Source organism: Flagellimonas meishanensis, assembly GCF_019880545.1.
Lineage (GTDB): Bacteria > Bacteroidota > Bacteroidia > Flavobacteriales > Flavobacteriaceae > Flagellimonas > Flagellimonas meishanensis.
The window spans coordinates 470,030-483,482 of sequence record NZ_JAINVW010000001.1; the positions used below are offsets into that span (position 1 = coordinate 470,030).

The 13,453-nt window shown below is 44.3% G+C and carries 16 protein-coding genes; 6 read left to right on the plus strand and 10 right to left on the minus strand.

Annotation, left to right across the window (positions count from 1 at the left end):
* The first annotated feature begins 9 nt into the window (after window positions 1–9).
* On the plus strand, window positions 10–588 hold the full coding sequence (locus K7G75_RS02130; RefSeq protein ID WP_222982284.1) for a TetR/AcrR family transcriptional regulator: 579 nt from the start codon (window positions 10–12) through the stop codon (window positions 586–588).
* Window positions 589–638: 50 nt separating this feature from the next.
* On the opposite strand, the gene K7G75_RS02135 is transcribed toward K7G75_RS02130, so the two are convergent.
* The 4 genes from K7G75_RS02135 to K7G75_RS02150 form a co-directional block, all read right to left on the minus strand.
* The gene (locus tag K7G75_RS02135; RefSeq protein ID WP_222982286.1) at window positions 639–1,028 is read right to left on the minus strand and encodes a plastocyanin/azurin family copper-binding protein; all 390 of its coding nucleotides are present in this window, start codon (window positions 1,026–1,028) and stop codon (window positions 639–641) included.
* A gap of 30 nt (window positions 1,029–1,058) precedes the next feature.
* The gene (locus K7G75_RS02140) at window positions 1,059–1,607 is read right to left on the minus strand and encodes a carboxymuconolactone decarboxylase family protein (RefSeq protein WP_222982288.1); all 549 of its coding nucleotides are present in this window, start codon (window positions 1,605–1,607) and stop codon (window positions 1,059–1,061) included.
* A gap of 29 nt (window positions 1,608–1,636) precedes the next feature.
* The gene (locus K7G75_RS02145; protein WP_222982290.1) at window positions 1,637–1,792 is read right to left on the minus strand and encodes a hypothetical protein; all 156 of its coding nucleotides are present in this window, start codon (window positions 1,790–1,792) and stop codon (window positions 1,637–1,639) included.
* 91 nt (window positions 1,793–1,883) lie between these two features.
* Window positions 1,884–2,732: a helix-turn-helix domain-containing protein gene (locus tag K7G75_RS02150; protein ID WP_222982292.1), complete on the minus strand. Its 849-nt coding sequence runs from the start codon at window positions 2,730–2,732 to the stop codon at window positions 1,884–1,886.
* A gap of 163 nt (window positions 2,733–2,895) precedes the next feature.
* On the opposite strand from K7G75_RS02150, the gene K7G75_RS02155 reads away from it, so the two are divergent.
* Window positions 2,896–3,417, plus strand: coding sequence for a PAS domain-containing protein (locus K7G75_RS02155; protein ID WP_222982294.1), 522 nt, complete (start codon window positions 2,896–2,898; stop codon window positions 3,415–3,417).
* Between the two features lie 13 nt (window positions 3,418–3,430).
* Here K7G75_RS02155 and pyk read toward each other — a convergent pair whose 3' ends face one another.
* The 5 genes from pyk to K7G75_RS02180 all read right to left on the minus strand — a co-directional run bounded on the left by pyk (window position 3,431) and on the right by K7G75_RS02180 (window position 7,787).
* Window positions 3,431–4,873, minus strand: coding sequence for a pyruvate kinase (gene pyk / locus K7G75_RS02160; protein WP_222982296.1), 1,443 nt, complete (start codon window positions 4,871–4,873; stop codon window positions 3,431–3,433).
* 2 nt (window positions 4,874–4,875) lie between these two features.
* Window positions 4,876–5,340 (minus strand): IPExxxVDY family protein, encoded by a 465-nt coding sequence (locus tag K7G75_RS02165; RefSeq protein ID WP_222982298.1) that lies wholly within the window; start codon window positions 5,338–5,340, stop codon window positions 4,876–4,878.
* Between the two features lie 112 nt (window positions 5,341–5,452).
* Complete coding sequence (gene rnc / locus K7G75_RS02170) at window positions 5,453–6,190, minus strand: ribonuclease III (RefSeq protein ID WP_222982299.1); 738 nt, start codon at window positions 6,188–6,190, stop codon at window positions 5,453–5,455.
* A 10-nt stretch (window positions 6,191–6,200) separates the two neighbouring features.
* Complete coding sequence (fabF, locus tag K7G75_RS02175) at window positions 6,201–7,451, minus strand: beta-ketoacyl-ACP synthase II (RefSeq protein ID WP_222982300.1); 1,251 nt, start codon at window positions 7,449–7,451, stop codon at window positions 6,201–6,203.
* A gap of 102 nt (window positions 7,452–7,553) precedes the next feature.
* Window positions 7,554–7,787 (minus strand): acyl carrier protein, encoded by a 234-nt coding sequence (locus K7G75_RS02180; RefSeq protein WP_009778413.1) that lies wholly within the window; start codon window positions 7,785–7,787, stop codon window positions 7,554–7,556.
* A 160-nt stretch (window positions 7,788–7,947) separates the two neighbouring features.
* On the opposite strand from K7G75_RS02180, the gene purN reads away from it, so the two are divergent.
* From purN to K7G75_RS02200, 4 genes are all read left to right on the plus strand, one after another.
* Complete coding sequence (gene purN, locus K7G75_RS02185; protein WP_222982301.1) at window positions 7,948–8,529, plus strand: phosphoribosylglycinamide formyltransferase; 582 nt, start codon at window positions 7,948–7,950, stop codon at window positions 8,527–8,529.
* Window positions 8,513–9,148, plus strand: a complete 636-nt coding sequence (locus K7G75_RS02190; protein ID WP_222982303.1) for a ribonuclease H1 domain-containing protein — start codon at window positions 8,513–8,515, stop codon at window positions 9,146–9,148. Before purN ends, K7G75_RS02190 begins: the two co-directional genes overlap by 17 nt.
* Before the next feature lie 97 nt (window positions 9,149–9,245).
* Entirely contained in the window at window positions 9,246–10,172 is a 927-nt protein-coding gene (locus K7G75_RS02195; RefSeq protein ID WP_222982305.1) for a PfkB family carbohydrate kinase, read from the plus strand.
* A 43-nt stretch (window positions 10,173–10,215) separates the two neighbouring features.
* Window positions 10,216–12,114 (plus strand): amidophosphoribosyltransferase, encoded by a 1,899-nt coding sequence (locus K7G75_RS02200; protein ID WP_222982313.1) that lies wholly within the window; start codon window positions 10,216–10,218, stop codon window positions 12,112–12,114.
* Window positions 12,115–12,776: 662 nt separating this feature from the next.
* Here K7G75_RS02200 and K7G75_RS02205 read toward each other — a convergent pair.
* On the minus strand, window positions 12,777–13,385 hold the full coding sequence (locus K7G75_RS02205; RefSeq protein WP_222982315.1) for a superoxide dismutase: 609 nt from the start codon (window positions 13,383–13,385) through the stop codon (window positions 12,777–12,779).
* Window positions 13,386–13,453: the final 68 nt, after the last annotated feature.

Consider the following 13,453-nt stretch of genomic DNA (forward strand, 5'->3'; position numbering starts at 1 on the left):
TTTGTATATATGCGACGTCCCGAATTGCACCAACATATCATATCAGTAGCTGGAAATCTTTTTTATACCCAGGGATACAATTCCACAGGCATCAACGAGATCATAGACAAATGTGGCATTGCCAAGGCCACGCTGTACAGTCATTTTAAATCCAAGGAAGACCTTTGCATTGCGTATTTGGAACATAGGCACGAGACCTTCATCAAAGACCTCGGGGACTATATCGGTCGTAGGAAAAGCGGCAGGAACCAACTTTTGGCCGTTTTTGATTATCTACAGGAGCTGTATCGCTCAGAGGCATTTCATGGCGGTTGGGGATTGCGGGTATTGGGGGAACTCTCTCCCAAACAGACAAGGATCTTGAGTGTACTCCAGAAACAGAAAAAAGCCTTTTTGTTGTTCTTGGGAGAAGTGGTAAGCCAGAACATTTCTAACGTTTCCAAGGCAGAGATCGAGAAAATATCTGGAGGGCTTTATCTTCTTTTTGAGGGTGCGATCATGGAGAGCCATTTGTTCAAGAACGATTGGCCCATCTATTTGGCCAAAAGCATAGCGCCATCCCTTTTTGCTGGTTCGGCCGTAAAATAAAACCCCATCTAAAGATGGGGTTTTTAACTTATAATCTATTGTAATTTCCTTTATTTCACAACCAACGTATTGTCCGTGCTGGTCGGGTTCAAGGGACAGAAATATACATACTCTCCCTGGGTCAACACCGTAGGCTTTGATGTTTGCTTTTCATTGGTGGAAACCGGTGCGGTAACATAGGCGGTTTGAATGTGGTTTTCGGGTTTGCTCACATCTTCTCCCTTTTTCACCAAAACAAATCCCACGTTGTGGTCCACCCCATTGTTGGCAATCTCAAAAACATAGGTGCCGGGGGCCACAGTGAGTGTCTTTTGAGTGAATTCCCCTGGAACCTGTTCCAAATGGATGGTCTTCACGGCCATATTGTCCATCGAATCTTGGGCATTTGCCATAAAAATGGCGCCGAAAACAAAAACTAAACTTGCAATTACTTTTCTCATTTTTTCTTTCTGATTTTTAATTGATTTGATTTAAATTTCTACTGTTTCCAATGGCTGGGCAACCGGAAAGTCAATTGGAGTATCAGCAGTATTGTTGATATAGTTGGATATGGTCTTATCTCCTACCAGAAGGATGGTGTCGATCAAATTTTCTTTGGTCCATCCAGCTTCGAAGAAGTTTTCCAAAACAGGGGCATCCGTTGCTCCCCTATTCTCGGTGATGTTCTTGGCCAAACGGGCCAATGCGTCAAGTTTGGCATCAAAAGAAGCCTTTCCATCCCTTAGTTCCAAGATCTGGCCCTCGGTGAAGCCGTTCATTTTGGCAATTGCCGTGTGGGCGGACAAACAGTACAAACATCCATTAACCTCACTCACGGCCAAGTTCACTACTTCTTTCTCCTTGGCTTTCAGTGATGTTTTGGCGTTGGCAAAGTTTAGGTAATTTGCCAAGGCATTTTCTGAATGTGCGTAGGTGGCATATAAATTTGGGACAAACCCCACCGCTTTTTCCAAGTTGTCAAAAATTGCCTGGTTACCGGTACTTACTTCTTCTCTTTTAGGTACGTTCAATGTGCTCATGTTCTATTTATTATGTTATTATGTATTAATTATTTTGCTACGAATGGTTTTTCGGCATCACAATAGAAATCGTGATGAAACTTTTGTTCACAATGGTTGGGTGTGATCAAGGTGCTTGTGGCCGCTTTTGGCGACATCCTGAAAATCGTTATCAGGTTAAAAATGGATTTTTCTATTTGGTTCATCTTCACTTCGTTTTAAATTACAAGGCAAAGATGCGGTGAATGAAGAGGTGGGTGTTAGGAACAATTTCCCGACTGCTTGTCCAACTTTCCCTTAGGCGGTCAAAAGCAGCTTTTCTCGATACTCCGTAGGGCTGATCTGAAACATTTTTTTGAAGAATTTGCTAAAATGCGCAGGGTCGTTGAACCCCAGCTCGTATGCTATTTCCTGATTTTGCCTGTCTGTATAGTTGATGAGTCGTTTTGCCTCAAGTGCAATCCGTTCCATGATTATCTGCTGTGGTGTTTTCTGGTTGTAGGTTGCAAAAAGATTGGAAAGCGTCTTGGGCGATTTGAACAACATTTCGGCATAGTCACTAACTTTTCTTTTGGTCTTGTAGTGCTTGTCCACCAAAAAATTAAACCTTCTTATAATATCGACTTGCCCATTGTCCAAGGACTTTACAATTAGCTGTTCCCTGGCCAAGCGTGTACTCATGATGATCAATCGCTTCAGGAGCATGCGCAGCATATCGCCCTGAATATTGTCCGGTGTGGCAAATTCTTCAATGAACATCCCATAGAGCAGGTCATATTTTATGGATTGGGCCTCAGGTATGGTGATAATGGGAAGATCCTGGGTTCCATAGAACAAAATTCCGTTGCATGACACCTCGCTGTCATGGTCAAAGACACAGTAAAATTCCTTGTTGAAAAGTATAGCTGCAAGCGGCAGGTCCATCTTGGCAAAAGAAACCACGTGCAGGTTGGTGATGGTTACCATTTGGTTGGGCAAAAGCTCCACATTAACCCCATCTACCATAAAGGTTACCGCTCTGTGGTTTTTGTTCCATAAAAATTTAATGGTGTTCGCCGTGGTCTCGAACGCATTTTCATCTTTGGCAATGTCATCCGTGAACCCCAAAATAGCTCCAAGTTTGGCATCGTTGAACTGGTGCTTCATACCTTTATAGTTTGTTGTAATTTCTTGGAAATTTGCATTCTCTTGAGCTTTAGTCATCAATATTTGTTGATACTTACAGCCTCATTTCAATCAGTTTGGGGCTAATATTTAAACAAGACTGTTAATATATTGCCCATGTTTTTCGGTTTTTATAGTATTGGGTATGAAAAAGATGCGGTTTTATGATGAGGCGGTGAACCGTTTCATGGCAGACAAGAGGTTTTCTACCTATCCCATTGGCTCCATTGAATTTTTTGCGGAGCGTTTCAACATTATCAACGGAAATTTATTTGACACACAGCACTTAAAAGTCCTGGCCGATAAGGAAAATTGGCGGGACAATTACCCCTTTCAGGACGAGATTATGGACAAGGAGCATGTGGTCGTGGTAACTGACAAACACCTCAACATTGTGTATGCCACACAGAACATGCGATTGATGAATGGATATAGACCGGAAGAGGTAATTGGCAAAACCCCCAAGCTATTTCAGGGAAGGGATACTTGCCAAAAAACCACCCAAAGGGTCGCAGAGGCGATTAAGGGCCTATTGCCTTTTGAGGAAATATTGACCAACTACAGAAAGGACGGTACTTCCTACCAATGCTGGATCAAGGGGTCACCAGTTTTTGACAAGCAAGGGAATGTTGTAAATTTCATAGCTTTTGAAAAGCAGGTAGCCTGATCTTCCCCGGTGCCTAAAAACTACAGGTCTCTATTTCGGTCACCCTAAGGGTATTCACCATTCCTTTTTCCTTGATAGGCATTGCCGCTAAGCTGATCAGCATATCCCCTACGTCCAAAAAGCCTTTTTTGCAGGCAATTTGGTTCACGTCCTCAATGGTTTCATCTGTGGAAACATACCTGTCATAATAAAAGGCCTTTACCCCCCATAACAGGTTGAGTTGCGTCAAAATCCTCCTATTGGATGTGAACACCAAAATATGTGCGCTTGGTCGCCAAGCAGATATCTGAAACGCGGTGTATCCACTATTTGTCAAAGTGGAAATGGCCTTTGCCTGAATTTCATTAGCCATTAATGCGGCATGGTAGCACACCGACTTGGTGATGTACCTTTTGGTCCTGATATGGGGTGGGGTCTGTGGCACCTTGATCAATGAGGAGCCTTCCACACTGGATAAAATGCTGCACATCTTTTCTATGACCTGTACGGGATAGTTGCCCACCGAAGTCTCCCCGGAGAGCATAACGGCATCGGCCCCGTCCATAACGGAGTTGGCCACATCGTTTACCTCGGCCCGGGTAGGGGTAAGGCTTGTGATCATGGTTTCCATCATCTGGGTGGCAATGATGACCGGAATCCTTGCCTTTTTGGCACGTAGGACCAGCTGTTTCTGGATCAGGGGAACCTCCTGGGCCGGTACCTCCACACCCAAATCTCCCCGAGCAACCATCAATCCATCACAGTAGGCGACAATTTTATCGATATTTTCGACCGCCTCAGGCTTCTCAATTTTTGCAATGATGGGGATTTTATGCTCAGAATGTTCCTCAATCAGCTTTTGAAGGTCGATAAGGTCCTGGTTGTGCCTTACAAAGGATAGTGCGATCCAATCCACTTCTTGTTCAATGGCAAATATGGCATCCTTGATGTCCTTTTTGGTCAATGCGGGCAGTGAAATGTTGGTATTGGGAAGATTGACCCCTTTTTTGGATTTCAAGGGCCCTCCCTGTACCACCACAGCCTTTACCTCATTTTCTCCATTGGTGGCCTTTACCTCAAAAATCAGTTTTCCATCATCCAGCAATATGCGCTCGCCCGGCTTTACATCTTTTGGAAAGTTCTGATAGTTCATGTAAACCCGTTGGGCCGTTCCCTCGAAGGGCTCTCCTGTTACAAAAGTTATCTCGTCGCCCGGTGAAACAACCGCTTCCCCGCCCATTACCCCTACACGGAGTTTGGGGCCTTGCAAATCTGCCAATATGGACGTGTTTACCTCCAGTTCCTCATTGAGCTCTCGAATCATTTTTATCCGGTTGGCCACATCATCATAGGCGGCATGGGAAAAGTTTATCCTGAAAACATCGACCCCGGCCTCTATCATTTGTTTCAAGACCTCCTTTTTACTGGTGGCCGGCCCGAGCGTTGCTACTATTTTGGTCTTTTTTCTTGTTGGCATTGTTAAAAGATTAAATTTCTTTTTGATTTTAAGGATTGTATCTCAACGGAATAAGCGGTAACCACATTGGGAATATTGTTGATTTTTCTGATCAATGGATCAATCAGGGATTCATCGGCAACTTCTACTTTAAGAAAATAGTCAACTTCTTTGCGCTCTTCTACCAGATAGCTTTTTTTTAGGGAAGTGCCGCTGGCAAAAAAACCTTCGGATGGTATCTCCTCCTCTACCTCACATATGTTGGAAACGAGGGTCCAATAATTGCCGTTCAGTTCATCATCCCAATCAAAAATTGAAAATGATACTTGTGCTCCCACCAGAAAATCATTTGCCATTCGCTTAAGCCGTAAGCCACAATCCCCATTGATCGCGTAGGCAATGGCATGATCCGCCAAACTGGAATGAATGGCAATGAGCCCAAATTCATCATCATAAAGGTCCGCCGATATCCTATGCGTTGTCAACATGTGCTAAAAACGAACTGTAAATATAGTCTTAATCCGTTTGAAACACCAGTTGGTGCGGGACAATACCCATTATAAAATCTACGAAAACGTTTGAGTCTGTGCTTTTTTGGGGCTATTGATTCTCTATTCGGTTCTGGAGTGCGAAGTAAGCTCTTTTGGAAGCCTTTTCCTCGGCCTTTTTCTTGGAAGTCGCCCTTGCCTTTGCCATTAACCGCTCCCCAATGGTCAATTTGACCGCAAAATGTTTTAGCTCGTCCTTGCCGGTATCCTCATACACCGTATAGTTGAAGGTCTTTTTCTGCTTTTGGCACCATTCAATCAGCAAACTTTTGTAACTGATTACCTTGCCCTCCAATTGTTCTATGTCCACATAGGGCTCTATGACCCTTTGGTTGATGAATTTTTCACAGTAGCTGTATCCCCTATCCAGATAGATGGCGCCAATCAACGCTTCAAACACATTGCCATGGATGTTCTCTCCAAAATGCGACTTGGGAATCCGGCTTTCCACATAACGCAGCAGGCCTAAATCCTTTCCAAGTTCGTTAAGATGTTTTCGGCTGACCACCTTTGAGCGCATTTTGGTGAGATATCCCTCATCGCCCTCCGGAACTTCGTTGTACAAATGTTTTGAAATTATGGTCCCCAGCATGGCATCGCCCAAAAACTCCAGCCTTTCATAGTTCATCGGATTCCCATTGGAATCTTTCTTGTTCACGGAGCGATGCAGAAAGGCCTTTTTGTAGATGTTAAGATTCTTTGGCCTGAACCCCAAGATTTTCTTCATCCCCAAAAAAAAATCCCCATCCTTTTTAGGATGGGAATTGAATATTTTTGAGGTGAGCTTCATAGCTACAAAACTACCCTATTTTTTTGAACAGTATGCAGGCGTTGTGTCCGCCAAAACCAAAGGTATTGCTCATGGCCACATTGACCTCCCGATCCTGTGCCTTGTTCAGCGTAAGATTTAGGGTGGGGTCTATTTCATTGTCCACCACGCTATGGTTTATGGTCGGGGGCACAATACTATGGTGCATTGCCAAAATGGAGGCTATGGCCTCAATGGCGCCTGCCGCCCCGAGCAAATGCCCGGTCATGGATTTTGTGGAATTAATATTGATGTTGGAGGCATGCTTGCCAAAAACCTGCGATATGGCCTTAAGCTCGGCCACATCTCCCAAAGGTGTCGACGTACCGTGTGTGTTTATCGCATCCACGTCTTCCGGTTTCATACCTGCATTTTCAAGACAGTTCTCCATCACCTTCACCACTCCAATACCATCCGGATGCGGTGCGGTCATATGATAAGCATCACTCGAGAGGCCTCCCCCGGCCACCTCGGCATAGATTTTTGCTCCCCTGGCCTTGGCGTGCTCATATTCTTCCAATATAATGGCACCGGCACCTTCTCCCAATACAAAACCGTCGCGGGTTGCATCAAAGGGCCGTGATGCTGTTTCAGGGCTATCATTTCTTGTGGAAAGGGCGTGCATGGCATTGAACCCACCCATTCCGGCTATGGTCACTGCGGCTTCACTTCCTCCGGTGACAATCACGTCGCAATGGCCCAATCGAATATAGTTGAGAGCATCTATCAATGCGTTTGCCGAAGAGGCACAGGCAGAAACCGTGGTGTAGTTGGGTCCCATAAATCCATGCTTGATGGAAATATTGCCTGGGGCTATATCCGCTATCATTTTGGGGATGAAGAAAGGGTTGAACCTTGGTGTTCCATCTCCCTGGGCATAGCCGATCATTTCATTTTGAAAAGTCTCCAGACCCCCTATTCCAGCTCCCCAAACAACACCTACGCGGAATTTATCTACAGTGTCGAGGTCCAAACCGGAATCGGCAATGGCCTCATCGGAAGATATAAGGGCATATTGGGTGAATCTGTCAAGTTTTCTGGCTTCTTTCCTGTCAAAGAAATCACTGGGGTCATATCCCTTGAGCTCGCAGGCGAATTTTGTCTTGAACTTTTCCGTATCAAAATAGGTAATTGGGGCAGAGCCACTCTTTCCGCTCCGCAGTCCTTCCCAATAAGCTTCCAAATTATTGCCGATGGGTGTTAGCGCACCCATACCGGTAACCACTACTCGCTTTAACTGCATTGAACTAAAATTTTACCCTTTTGAACCTAATTTATAAAAAAAATTATCCATGCGACCATCATCACATGGATAATTTATAGTCTTTAATAAATTATCATAAAATTACTTCGCTTCTTCTATATAGCTAATGGCCTGGCCAACAGTTGCAATGTTTTCCGCCTGATCATCAGGGATTTGGATATCGAACTCTTTCTCAAACTCCATGATAAGCTCAACAGTGTCCAAGGAATCCGCCCCTAAATCGTTGGTAAAGCTTGCCTCAGCAACAACTTCATTTTCATCAACACCCAGTTTATCAACGATGATTGCCTTTACTCTTGATGCAATGTCTGACATAATTATTTGGTTTTAAAAATTTAATCGTTGGCAAAAATATAAAACTTTGGTTTAAATACACCATTTGTCGTTAAAATGTGCCTCAAATTAAACATCATACGGTTGAGAGCATTACTTTAGCCTACAAATTTAGGTCGTAGAACGAAGCTTTTCCTTTCCCATGAAACGAATTGTCATCCTTGCATCTGGCAGTGGGTCCAATGCGGAAAACATCATCACCCATTTTAGCTCAAATCCGGAAGTGGAAATTGTCGCTGTGCTAACCAACCGTAAAGACGCAAAGGTATTGGAGCGATGCGCAAGGTTGGAGGTGCCGGCCCTTTACTTCAACAAAAAGGCGTTTTCAGGATCGGATGTATTGCTTCGGTTGCTTAAGGGTTTGACTCCAGATCTTATCGTTCTTGCCGGGTTCCTTTGGAAAATACCTTCCCATTTGATCCAGGCCTTTCCCAATAAAATAATAAACATACACCCCGCGCTGCTTCCCAAATATGGAGGAAAGGGGATGTACGGAGACCATGTGCACAGGGCCGTAAAGGACAATTCCGAATCCGAAACGGGCATTACCATCCATTATGTCAATAAAAATTACGACGAGGGCGCAATCATCCATCAGGCCAAAACTTCAATAACTCCCAACGATACCGTTGGCAACATTGCCCAAAAAGTGCACCAACTGGAATATGAGCATTTTCCGAAAGTGATCGAAAAAATAGTGCTGGAGCATGGCAAAGAAAGCTAAATTCTATGTGGTCTGGAAGGGCAAACGGCCTGGAATTTATGAGTCTTGGGATGACTGCAAAGCCCAAATTGAAGGTTTCAAGGGAGCCCAATACAAGTCTTTTTCCACATTTGCCGAGGCAAAAAAGGCCTTCAACGGTAACTATCTGGAATATAAAGGAAAATCCAAGGGAAAGGAAGAGTTGTCGCCGGAAGCACTTCTGAAGATTGGCGACCCCAACTACAATTCCATTGCCGTTGACGCAGCCTCCAGTGGAAATCCCGGAAAAATGGAATACCAGGGTGTGGATACCAAAACAAAAAGGGTCCTATTCAAACAGGGGCCATTTCCGGAGGGCACCAACAACATCGGCGAGTTTTTGGCCTTGGTGCATGGCTTGGCGTTCTTAAAAAAACAAAAAAGCAATCGTGTCCTGTATTCCGATTCGCGAATCGCGATAGGATGGGTGCGAAAGGGCAAGTGCGGTACCAAACTGAAAAAAAATTCTAAAAACCAAGCACTTTTTGAACTTGTTGCGCGCGCTGAGGACTGGTTGAAAAAAAATCGCTACACCACCCCCATTGTAAAATGGGAGACCAAGGCGTGGGGGGAGATTCCCGCTGATTTTGGACGAAAATAAAATCTCCCGGCAAGCAAATTCCCAAATTTTTGCAATTGAACCCCACGTTGTGCGAAATGGAATTGCTAAACCGTATATTTGCACAAAATTTTTGTGAATGGGCAAATTGCTGATCGTTGGAAGCGTTGCTTTTGATGCCATTGAAACACCGTTTGGAAAAACGGGGAAAATTTTGGGAGGTGCTGCCACCTTCATCGGATTGGCCGCTTCCCAGTTTAAGGTAAAGTCTGCAATCGTGTCTGTGGTCGGTGACGATTTTCCCAAATCCTATTTGGATCTGCTCGAGGATAGGAACATTGATATTTCTGGTATTGAGATCATAAAAGGCGGAAAGACCTTTTACTGGAAAGGTAAATATCACAACGACCTGAACTCAAGGGACACTTTGGTCACAGAATTGAACACCCTGGCCAATTTTAACCCCATTGTCCCAAATGGTTTCATGGATGCCGATGTGGTGATGCTGGGCAATCTGCATCCGAATATCCAGATGAGTGTAATTAACCAGATGGAAAAACGACCAAAGTTGACCATTTTGGATACCATGAACTATTGGATGGACAACACCTGGGATGAGTTAATGGCCGTGATTCAAAAAATAGATGTGATTGCCATCAATGATGCAGAGGCCCGTCAAATGACCCAGGAATATTCCTTGGTAAAGGCCGCTGCCAAAATCCAGGAAATGGGGCCCAAGTATGTGGTCATAAAAAAGGGGGAGCACGGTGCGCTATTGTTTCATGAAGAACATATCTTCTTTGCCCCGGCACTTCCTTTGGAAGAAGTTTTCGATCCCACAGGGGCGGGGGATACTTTTGCTGGTGGGTTTTCCGGTTATCTAGCGGAAGCAAGGAACATCTCCTTTGAAAATATGAAGAACGCCATTATACAAGGGTCGAACCTCGCCTCCTTCTGTGTGGAACGTTTTGGCACTGAACGAATGTTGGAACTACAGAGGCATGAGGTGGAGAATAGGCTAATGCAGTTTAAAGAATTGACTCAATTCAATATTGAATTGAACTAAATATGCCCTGGACACTGTCGGGGCTTTTTATTTTAGTTTTGTTATGAGTGACGCCATCAAGCACGAATGCGGGATATCATTGATCCGTTTGCTTAAACCCCTTGAATACTATAAAGAAAAGTATGGTACGGCTTTTTATGGGGTGAACAAAATGTACCTGATGATGGAAAAACAGCACAATCGCGGACAGGATGGTGCAGGTTTTGCCAGTATAAAGCTCGACATGAGCCCCGGGGAACGATATATGAGCCGTGTGCGATCCGCGGACCCACAGCCCATACAGGATATTTTTGATCAAATCAATGCCAGGATCAATACGGCAATGACCGAAAATCCCAACTATGCCGATGACGTGCAGTTGCAAAAAAAGAACATCCCCTATATAGGTGAACTGCTTATGGGCCATGTGCGCTATGGTACCTTTGGCAAGAACAGCATAGAAAGCGTTCATCCATTTTTAAGGCAAAACAACTGGATGCACCGTAACCTTATTGTTGCCGGAAACTTTAACATGACCAATGTTGACGAGCTTTTTGGCAATCTGGTGGAACTGGGACAACATCCCAAGGAAATGGCGGACACCATTACGGTAATGGAGAAGATTGGGCATTTTTTGGATGATGCCGTGGCCAAGCTATACAAACAAATAAAGAAAGAGGGCTATAACAAAAGGGAGGCCTCACCTTTGATAGCCGAACGACTGAATGTTGGAAAAATTCTGAGAAAGGCCTCCAAAAACTGGGATGGTGGCTATACCATGGGCGGCATGTTGGGGCACGGCGATGCCTTTGTTGTTAGAGATCCAGCGGGAATACGCCCAGCCTATTATTATAAAGATGATGAAATTGTGGTGGTAGCCTCCGAAAGGCCCGCAATCCAGACGGTATTCAACGTAAAATATGAAGCTGTACACGAATTGGATCCTGGACACGCCCTTATCATCAAGAAGAACGGCGCCACCAAATTGCAGCAGATCCTAAAACCCACGGAACGCAAGGCATGCTCTTTTGAGCGCATTTACTTCTCACGCGGAAGTGATAAGGAAATCTATCAAGAACGAAAGATGTTGGGGAAGTTGTTGTTTCCCCAGATCTTGAAGTCCATAGACCACGATTTGGTCAATACCGTTTTCTCCTATATTCCCAATACTGCGGAGACCTCATTTTTTGGTATGGTCAAAGAGGCGCAGAACTACCTCAACAAAAGAAAGGAGGAACAGATTTTGGCCATGGGGCCCAAGATTACCCGAGAAGAACTCCATGAAATATTGGACGTTCGGCCCCGCATTGAAAAAGTGGCCATAAAGGATGCAAAGCTCCGCACCTTTATTACCCAAGATAGCAGTCGCGATGACTTGGTTACCCATGTCTACGACATCTCGTACGGTTCCGTAAAAGAAACCGATAATTTGGTGATCATTGATGACAGCATCGTGCGGGGAACGACATTAAAAAAGAGCATTCTCAAAATCCTGGATCGCTTGTCGCCTAAAAAAATAATAGTGGTTTCCTCGGCCCCTCAAATACGGTACCCCGACTGCTATGGGATAGATATGGCCAAACTTGAGGACTTTGTTGCCTTCAAGGCGGCCCAAGCCCTACACCAAGATCATGGCACTACCGAGATAATTAAGAACATCTACGAAAAATGTGTGGCCCAGATACATTCCAAGGATAAAGACGTGGTAAACTACGTAAAGGAATTTTATGAACCATTTACGGCCCAGCAGATTTCCAAAAAAATCGCAGAGATTCTGAGTCCAGATGATATTAATGCGGAGGTCGACATCATTTACCAAAGCATTGAGAGCCTGCATGAGGCATGCCCGAACAACTTGGGCGATTGGTATTTTACCGGCAACTACCCTACCCCGGGGGGCAATCGGGTAGTCAACAGGGCATTCATCAACTTTTACGAAGGCAAGAACCAAAGAGCCTATTGAGGCACCCGCAAGGGCAAGAATACCATCTGTGCAGTTCATCGATGAAACGAGTAGATTAACGGGTTTTTGTACATTGGGCAATCCGCAAACCTACTTTAGTGTTGCCATAGCATAAGTAGGTTAAGTTCATGGTAAGATTTGGGGCAAAAAAGGTGGAAGCTATTCCACCTTTTTTATTTTTCCTTAGCCTCAAGCCACCCATTACTATTTATTTCCATTAAAGAATTTAGCGTTAGTACCGATAATGGCATTTCATCCGAAATTAAAGGGTTTCATCTAAAAGCTTTTTCCAAAAGGGGGCCTCTGCACTACATTTGGAGGACCATAGCATAAGTAGGTTAAGTTCATGGTAAGATTTGGGGAAAGAAGGCGGAGATCACTCCGCCTTCTTTATGTTTGAATACCAAGGATTTATCCATTTTAATGGAGAACTACCGAATCCATTTTTTTTCAAAAAATCAAAAATTTACCCAAAACCCTTTGTTATTTCTCACAATACCAGTATTTTAGTCTCGCCATAGCATAAGTAGGTTAAGTTTATGGTAAGATTTGGGACGAAAAGGGTGGGGGCTTCCCCGCCCTTTTCTATTTTGTTGTCATTTGCAATAAAAAAAGCCGTTCAACATAGTGAACGGCCATTCTTTTTTTTGGATTCCAGATATCTACCTGCCCGCCTTGTAATTGTCGGCCACCTTATCCCAGTTGATCACATTGAAGAACGCTGAAATATAATCCGGTCTCCGGTTTTGATAGTTTAGGTAATAGGCATGCTCCCAAACATCAAGTCCTAAAATGGGATGCCCGCCACAACCTACTCCGGGCATTATGGGATTATCTTGGTTAGGGGTGGAGCAAATCTCCAGCTTGCCCCCTTTGTGCACGCACAACCAGGCCCAACCCGACCCAAATCTTGTTGCAGCCGCCTTACTGAAATTTTCTTTAAATCCATCAAAAGAGCCAAAGGAAGCTTTAATGGCATCACCAAGGTCTCCACCGGGGGTTTCCCCTCCATTGGGAGACATCACTTCCCAGAAAAGGGAATGGTTGTAAAAACCTCCGCCATTGTTCCTTACAGCGGCATTGGACATATCCAGATTGGATAGAATTTCCATGATATCCTTTCCCTCCAAAGCGGTGCCTGCGATGGCCCCATTCAGATTTGTGGTATATCCGTTGTGGTGTTTTGTATGGTGAATTTCCATGGTGCGTGCGTCAACATGGGGTTCTAGGGCATCGTATGCATAAGGTAATTTTGGTAATTCAAAAGCCATGATCAATTGTTTTATTGTTAATATTTACTTCCCGTAAAAATACGGGTTTTAACACATATATTCCGCTA

Excerpts from the sequence above, each read along its gene's own strand:
- K7G75_RS02140 (WP_222982288.1), bottom strand. The coding sequence starts at position 1,607 with ATGAGCACATTGAACGTACCTAAAAGAGAAGAAGTAAGTACCGGTAAC.
- K7G75_RS02205 (WP_222982315.1), bottom strand. The coding sequence starts at position 13,385 with ATGGCTTTTGAATTACCAAAATTACCTTATGCATACGATGCCCTAGAA.
- K7G75_RS02145 (WP_222982290.1), bottom strand. The coding sequence starts at position 1,792 with ATGAACCAAATAGAAAAATCCATTTTTAACCTGATAACGATTTTCAGG.
- pyk (WP_222982296.1), bottom strand. The coding sequence starts at position 4,873 with ATGCCAACAAGAAAAAAGACCAAAATAGTAGCAACGCTCGGGCCGGCC.
- K7G75_RS02195 (WP_222982305.1), top strand. The coding sequence starts at position 9,246 with ATGGGCAAATTGCTGATCGTTGGAAGCGTTGCTTTTGATGCCATTGAA.
- K7G75_RS02180 (WP_009778413.1), bottom strand. The coding sequence starts at position 7,787 with ATGTCAGACATTGCATCAAGAGTAAAGGCAATCATCGTTGATAAACTG.
- K7G75_RS02200 (WP_222982313.1), top strand. The coding sequence starts at position 10,216 with ATGAGTGACGCCATCAAGCACGAATGCGGGATATCATTGATCCGTTTG.
- K7G75_RS02130 (WP_222982284.1), top strand. The coding sequence starts at position 10 with ATGCGACGTCCCGAATTGCACCAACATATCATATCAGTAGCTGGAAAT.
- K7G75_RS02190 (WP_222982303.1), top strand. The coding sequence starts at position 8,513 with ATGGCAAAGAAAGCTAAATTCTATGTGGTCTGGAAGGGCAAACGGCCT.
- K7G75_RS02165 (WP_222982298.1), bottom strand. The coding sequence starts at position 5,340 with ATGTTGACAACGCATAGGATATCGGCGGACCTTTATGATGATGAATTT.
- fabF (WP_222982300.1), bottom strand. The coding sequence starts at position 7,451 with ATGCAGTTAAAGCGAGTAGTGGTTACCGGTATGGGTGCGCTAACACCC.
- K7G75_RS02155 (WP_222982294.1), top strand. The coding sequence starts at position 2,896 with ATGAAAAAGATGCGGTTTTATGATGAGGCGGTGAACCGTTTCATGGCA.
- K7G75_RS02150 (WP_222982292.1), bottom strand. The coding sequence starts at position 2,732 with ATGAAGCACCAGTTCAACGATGCCAAACTTGGAGCTATTTTGGGGTTC.
- purN (WP_222982301.1), top strand. The coding sequence starts at position 7,948 with ATGAAACGAATTGTCATCCTTGCATCTGGCAGTGGGTCCAATGCGGAA.
- rnc (WP_222982299.1), bottom strand. The coding sequence starts at position 6,190 with ATGAAGCTCACCTCAAAAATATTCAATTCCCATCCTAAAAAGGATGGG.
- K7G75_RS02135 (WP_222982286.1), bottom strand. The coding sequence starts at position 1,028 with ATGAGAAAAGTAATTGCAAGTTTAGTTTTTGTTTTCGGCGCCATTTTT.